Source organism: Labrys sp. 22185 (assembly GCF_052045555.1).
GTDB classification, from domain to species: domain Bacteria; phylum Pseudomonadota; class Alphaproteobacteria; order Rhizobiales; family Labraceae; genus Labrys; species Labrys neptuniae.
In genome coordinates, this window is record NZ_JBQEPH010000091.1 from 1 (window position 1) to 5,298 (window position 5,298).

General features: G+C 63.4%; 6 protein-coding genes. 5 read left to right on the top strand and 1 reads right to left on the bottom strand.

What is annotated here, in order from left to right; translation table 11 throughout:
* From ACTJKX_RS37750 to ACTJKX_RS37760, 3 genes are all read left to right on the top strand, one after another.
* On the top strand, positions 1–222 hold a 222-nt coding region (locus ACTJKX_RS37750; RefSeq protein WP_440728463.1), incomplete at its 5' end, for a hypothetical protein.
* A gap of 162 nt (positions 223–384) precedes the next feature.
* Positions 385–1,332 (top strand): family 2A encapsulin nanocompartment shell protein, encoded by a 948-nt coding sequence (locus ACTJKX_RS37755; RefSeq protein ID WP_068283297.1) that lies wholly within the window; start codon positions 385–387, stop codon positions 1,330–1,332.
* Positions 1,333–1,609: 277 nt separating this feature from the next.
* Positions 1,610–3,568, top strand: a complete 1,959-nt coding sequence (locus tag ACTJKX_RS37760) for a family 2A encapsulin nanocompartment cargo protein cysteine desulfurase (RefSeq protein ID WP_394310819.1) — start codon at positions 1,610–1,612, stop codon at positions 3,566–3,568.
* 234 nt (positions 3,569–3,802) lie between these two features.
* Here the strand turns inward: ACTJKX_RS37760 and ACTJKX_RS37765 are convergent, their stop codons facing one another.
* On the bottom strand, positions 3,803–3,952 hold the full coding sequence (locus ACTJKX_RS37765; protein WP_440726492.1) for an IS3 family transposase: 150 nt from the start codon (positions 3,950–3,952) through the stop codon (positions 3,803–3,805).
* 62 nt (positions 3,953–4,014) lie between these two features.
* Here ACTJKX_RS37765 and ACTJKX_RS37770 point away from each other — a divergent pair, with 62 nt between their 5' ends.
* The gene (locus ACTJKX_RS37770) at positions 4,015–4,347 is read left to right on the top strand and encodes a hypothetical protein (protein WP_440726370.1); all 333 of its coding nucleotides are present in this window, start codon (positions 4,015–4,017) and stop codon (positions 4,345–4,347) included.
* 639 nt (positions 4,348–4,986) lie between these two features.
* A partial coding sequence (locus tag ACTJKX_RS37775; RefSeq protein ID WP_440728340.1) for a helix-turn-helix domain-containing protein occupies positions 4,987–5,298 on the top strand: 312 nt, incomplete at its 3' end.

Here is a 5,298-nt window from a genome sequence, read left to right on the forward strand (position 1 = left end):
CGGCCGGCGCCGGCGCAATGGCTCGATATCGGCGAGGCCTTCGAGGCTCTGCGCGAGGACGGCTTTACCCAGGACCAGACGATCCTGGTGCTCTCCGACCGCTTTCATCGGTCCGTCGGTCTCATCGAAAAGGCGCTCGCCTTCTATCGGGAGGCTCAACACACGCCCGGTCCGGCGCCGGTACCAAGGCAACCGCCCCTCAAAATCTCGGCGCGGAAATAGCCGCATGCCCGCCGGCTCGGCCTATTTCACACAAGGTATACGGGATTTGAGGAAGCCACGCGGCATGTCGGTTGTTAGGGCATTTGTCCGGGGCTTCGGCGCGCCGGATATACGTCGAATCAGGACTTCTTTCCGCAGCACGAACCAGACAAGGAGCACCGTATGGCCGACGAACCCGCCGTCCGCCGGACATTGAACGAGGCGGCGGCAAGGCAGCTTGCCAACGCCACCAAGACCAGGGCCCAGTGGTCCGGCATCACGCCGCGCTGGCTAGTTTCCTTCCTGCCCTGGACACCGGTGGAAGCCGGCATCTATCGCCTCAACCGGGTCAAGGAAGACCAGGGCGACATCAGCGCCGAGGTCGAGTGCTCTCCCCGCCGCGACCAGGATCCGGACCTGCCGGAGACCTTCGTCGACTATGAGGAGGCGCCGCGCGAATATTCGCTCAATGCCGTCACCACGGTGCTCGACGTGCAGACCCGCGTCTCCGATCTCTACTCCCATCCCTATGACCAGATCCAGGAACAGCTCAGGCTCCTGATCGAGAAGGTGAAGGAAAAGCAGGAGAACGAACTGGTCAACAACAAGGAATACGGCCTCCTGCCCAATGCGCAGGCCGGCCAGCGCATCAAGACCCGGACCGGCGCGCCCACGCCCGACGACCTGGACGAACTGATCACCAAGGTCTGGAAGGAGCCCTCCTTCTTTCTGGCTCACCCGCGCGCCATCGCCGCCTTCGGCCGCGAATGCACCCGCCGTGGCGTGCCGCCGCCAACGGTCACCCTGTTCGGCACGCCCTTCCTGACCTGGCGCGGCCTGCCGCTGGTGCCGAGCGACAAGCTCGAGGTCGACGCCAAGGGCAAGAGCAACATCCTGCTGCTGCGCACCGGCGAGAAGAAGCAGGGCGTCATCGGTCTGTTCCAGCCGGGTGTTCCCGGCGAGGTACAGCCCAGCCTGTCGGTGCGCTTCATGGGCATCAACCGCAAGGCCATCGCCTCCTACCTGATCTCGCTCTACTGCTCCTCGGCCATCCTTACCCATGATGCCCTGGCCGTGCTGGAAGGTGTCGAGGTCGGCAAGTACCACGACTATCCCGACAAATATGTCTGAGTGGGGTTGATCCGACAGGGCGCGCCGCCCCTCGCCCTTACCCTCTCCCCGCAAGTGCGGGGCGAGGGGGCGCCGAGTGTGGCGTCAACTAGGCGAGGCGCTGAGCGTGCTGGAGAAGATGCGACGTCACCATCTCCCTCGCCCCGCACTGCGGGGAGAGGGTAAGGGTGAGGGGCGACTCTGACCTTGTAGAAGAGCGCTGCTGATCCGATTCCCACCGTATGCCATGATGATCCCCGGTACCGTCCGGCGGACGTCTCCAAGGAGCTCCCGCTCGATGACGACAGGCATTTCCTCTCCCCCGTCCTGGCCGGATCCGGCGGTGCTGGCCGATCTTGCCAACGCCCTGTTCCAGGCGCCGCCCAGCCAGGGCACCGTGCCGCTGGCGCCGACCGTGCCGGCCGTCCCCCCGAGCCCGACCCTGGCGCCGGCGCCCTCCATCACCACCAGCGTCGCCCCTCAGGCGCCGGCCCGGCCCCCCGTCGGCCCGCCCGATCTGCCGCCGGTGACCATACCTTCGATCGTGCCAACGCCGAGCATCCCGATCGCGCCCGCCACCGCGCCGCAGCCTTTGTCGGGCGCCTCGGCCATTCCCTCGGACGTGCCGCAGCCCGGCGGCTCGGCCGGCCCCTTCGTGCCTGCCGTGCCCACCCAGATCGATTTTTCGGTATTGCCCGCCGGTATCGCTGAATTCCTCTCGCTGCTGCGCCCGGATGCGGCGGCCTCGGCGCCCCTGCAGGCGCCGTCCACGGCTTCCATCCCCGGCTCGATCGCCCAGCCGTCCCAGGATGGCTATTATTTCCTGCGCGACGGCCAGTCCCTGGCGCCTGCGCAGCTGCCTGCTTCGCCTGTTGCCGCTCCGCCCTCCGTTCCTCCCGTGCCGCAGAGCCCGCCGTCCGTTCCCGCCCAGGCTGCCTTGCCCGCCGTGCCGGCCGCCTCGCGCCTGCCCGATTTCAGTGCGGTTACCTTGGAATTGCGTCCCGACGCGGTGCCGGATCTCGCTCCGTCAGGCCGTCCCTTCGATGCGAACGCGGTCAAGCGGGACTTCCCGATCCTGCAGACGCAGGTGCATGGCAAGCCTTTGATCTGGCTCGACAATGCGGCAACCACTCAGAAGCCGCAGGCGGTGATCGATCGCCTCAGCCATTTCTACGAGCATGAGAACTCCAACATCCATCGCGCGGCCCATGCGCTGGCGGCGCGGGCCACCGATGCCTATGAGGGCGCGCGCGAGAAGGTACGGCGCTTCCTCAATGCCGGTTCGACGCGCGACATCATCTTCGTGCGCGGCACCACCGAGGGCATCAACCTGATCGCGCAGGCCTTCGGCCGCCGCCATGTCGGGGAAGGTGACGAGATCCTGGTTACCTGGTTGGAGCATCATGCCAATATCGTGCCCTGGCAGATGCTGGCCGCCGAGAAGGGCGCCAAATTGCGTGTCGCGCCGGTCGACGACACCGGCCAAATCATTCTTGAGGAATATGAGAAGCTCATCAATCCGCGCACGCGCATCGTCTCGATCACGCAGGTCTCCAACGCGCTCGGCACGGTAACGCCGGCCCGGGAGATGGTGGCCATCGCCAAGCGCCATGGCGCCACGGTGATTGTCGACGGTGCACAGTCGGTCTCGCATATGCGCACCGACGTGCAGGCGCTCGATGCCGACTTCTTCGTGTTCTCCGGCCACAAGGTATTCGGTCCGACCGGCATCGGCGTGGTGCATGGCAAGCCCGACGTGCTCGCCCATCTGCCGCCCTGGCAGGGCGGCGGCAACATGATCGCCGACGTCACCTTCGAGAAGACGATCTATCACGGGCCGCCCGAGCGCTTCGAGGCCGGCACCGGCAACATCGCCGACGCCGTCGGGCTCGGCGCGGCGCTCGACTATGTCGAGACAATCGGCATGGATGTGATCGGTCGCTATGAGCATGAACTGCTGGTCTACGCCACCGAGCACATGCTCACCGTGCCCGGCCTCAAGCTGATCGGCACCGCCAGGGACAAGGCGAGCGTGCTCTCCTTCGTGCTCGACGGCTGCCGGACCCAGGATGTCGGCGTGGCGCTCGACCGCGAGGGCATCGCGGTGCGCGCCGGCCATCATTGCGCCCAGCCGATCCTGCGCCGCTTCGGCCTGGAAAGCACGGTGCGGCCGTCACTGGCCTTCTACAATACGTATGAGGATGTCGACGCGCTGGTAACGGCGCTGAGAAGGATCCAGAGCGGGCGGGGTTGGTGATCTTCGGAGCGCGGACTTCCAGTCCGCTCTCCGAAGCCTATTTGCCCAGCCAGATAGGGCCCGACGGATTGTCGATGGCAGACAATATGTGAAGTCGGCAACCCACACTATGTCGGGGCGATCGGGGATCAGATTGCGATAGAGGTTCGGGTAGATTGGAGAATCGTGATTACTGTCGGTTGTGCGCGCATAGCGCCTGCGCGGCTTGATGCCCAAACCTGCCGCCCTCATCACTCAGGCTACGCACTTATGGTTGACCAGACGGCTGCGGCGGCAAAGCTCGTGGGTCACCCGCCGATAGCCGTAGCAGGGCAGTTCGTCCTGGATGTCCTCAATGAGGGTGACAAGTTCTGTGTCGTTCTGGCCGTGGCGCGATAGTAGAATGAATTCCTCGGCAGATCGATCACTTCACACACCCGTCTGACAGAGCAGCCCGAGGGCCGGTGATGATGAAGGATCTCTCGCTGTCGCCGGCGATCGGCTGGCGCGGCGTTTTTTTTGGCAAGGCCCAGTTCCATGGTGAGTTGGCCCACCTTGCGCTTAAGTGCGGCGATCCGCGCCTCGTATCAGCGACGACGCTGGCCTCGGCTTCCTCGTCATTCAGTTCGCCCCGGCCGAGCCACGCAGCCGTCGCACCGCACGCCGTGGGCACGCCGACATTCCAGTCGAGCAAGATAATCATCGCCTGCGGGACTGGGGGTCGGAGGTTCAAATCCTCTCGCTCCACCAAAGTGAATTCGTCGACCTACAATGAGCCGGACATTCTCAACCCAATCTAGCATGGGTGCCGCGATTCTTGCATCGGGGGCCGAGTTCGAGTTGCATCGATCGTGAGGAATGGCAGCTGGTCTGCAAGAAATTAGTAAAGCTACAAAACAATTAACGAGCGCGCCGCCACGAAGCGTGCCAAGAAAGAGCTGAGATCAGACGATCAGAGCACCAATACCCGAAAGCCCATCGATGACACCCGCCAGCAATACGGATCGTATCTTCCAATCTCTAGAGAAGTTGATTTGCGCCTTCTTTGAGGGACACGACGTCTCTCCCCTACAACAAAGCGCCTTCCTGATGCAGATCGCAAAGGCTGCGGCGCCGACGGAGCCCAAGAATAATATCAGGCCATCGCGTGTAAAAATTATCAGCGAGGACGACATTAAGCGAATGTGGGCAGTCCACGCGAGAATATTGCCACGAAAAAAGAGAAAAGTGCAGGCAGGAAAGCTGTAGACGTTAGCTATAGGCATTTCATAGAGACACTCTATACTGTACGATCCGTAAGCGTAGTGGATCGAAATCGTCGGATTCAGATGGCTTCGATCCGCAGCCGCTAGAGCATGTCCTGCGATCGATGAATCGATTGTGATGTGACAGGTGGCTTGTGAGCTGATTCAACATCTGCCTTGTGGGAGAGGTTGATGATGGGAAGAGCCCTGAGCGGAGATCTACGGTCTCGTGTCTTGAAGGCCTCAGCAGAAGGCATGTCGGCGCGTCAGGCTGCAGCGCGGTTCGGTGTCGGCGTTTCAAGTGCGATCCGGTGGATTGCACGAGCGAAGGTGGGTGAGTTGGCGCCTCGGCGGCCTGGCCGTAGCCGCTCCTCCAGCCTCGATGTGCATGAAGCCTTCATCGTCGGGCTGATCGAGGAACGCAAGGACATCACGCTCAACGAGATGGTGCAACGGCTGGAGACCGAGCAATCGGTCGGGATCAGCCGCAGTGCCCTGAGCGCCTGG

Excerpts from the sequence above, each read along its gene's own strand:
- ACTJKX_RS37770 (WP_440726370.1), top strand. The coding sequence starts at position 4,015 with ATGATGAAGGATCTCTCGCTGTCGCCGGCGATCGGCTGGCGCGGCGTT.
- ACTJKX_RS37760 (WP_394310819.1), top strand. The coding sequence starts at position 1,610 with ATGACGACAGGCATTTCCTCTCCCCCGTCCTGGCCGGATCCGGCGGTG.
- ACTJKX_RS37755 (WP_068283297.1), top strand. The coding sequence starts at position 385 with ATGGCCGACGAACCCGCCGTCCGCCGGACATTGAACGAGGCGGCGGCA.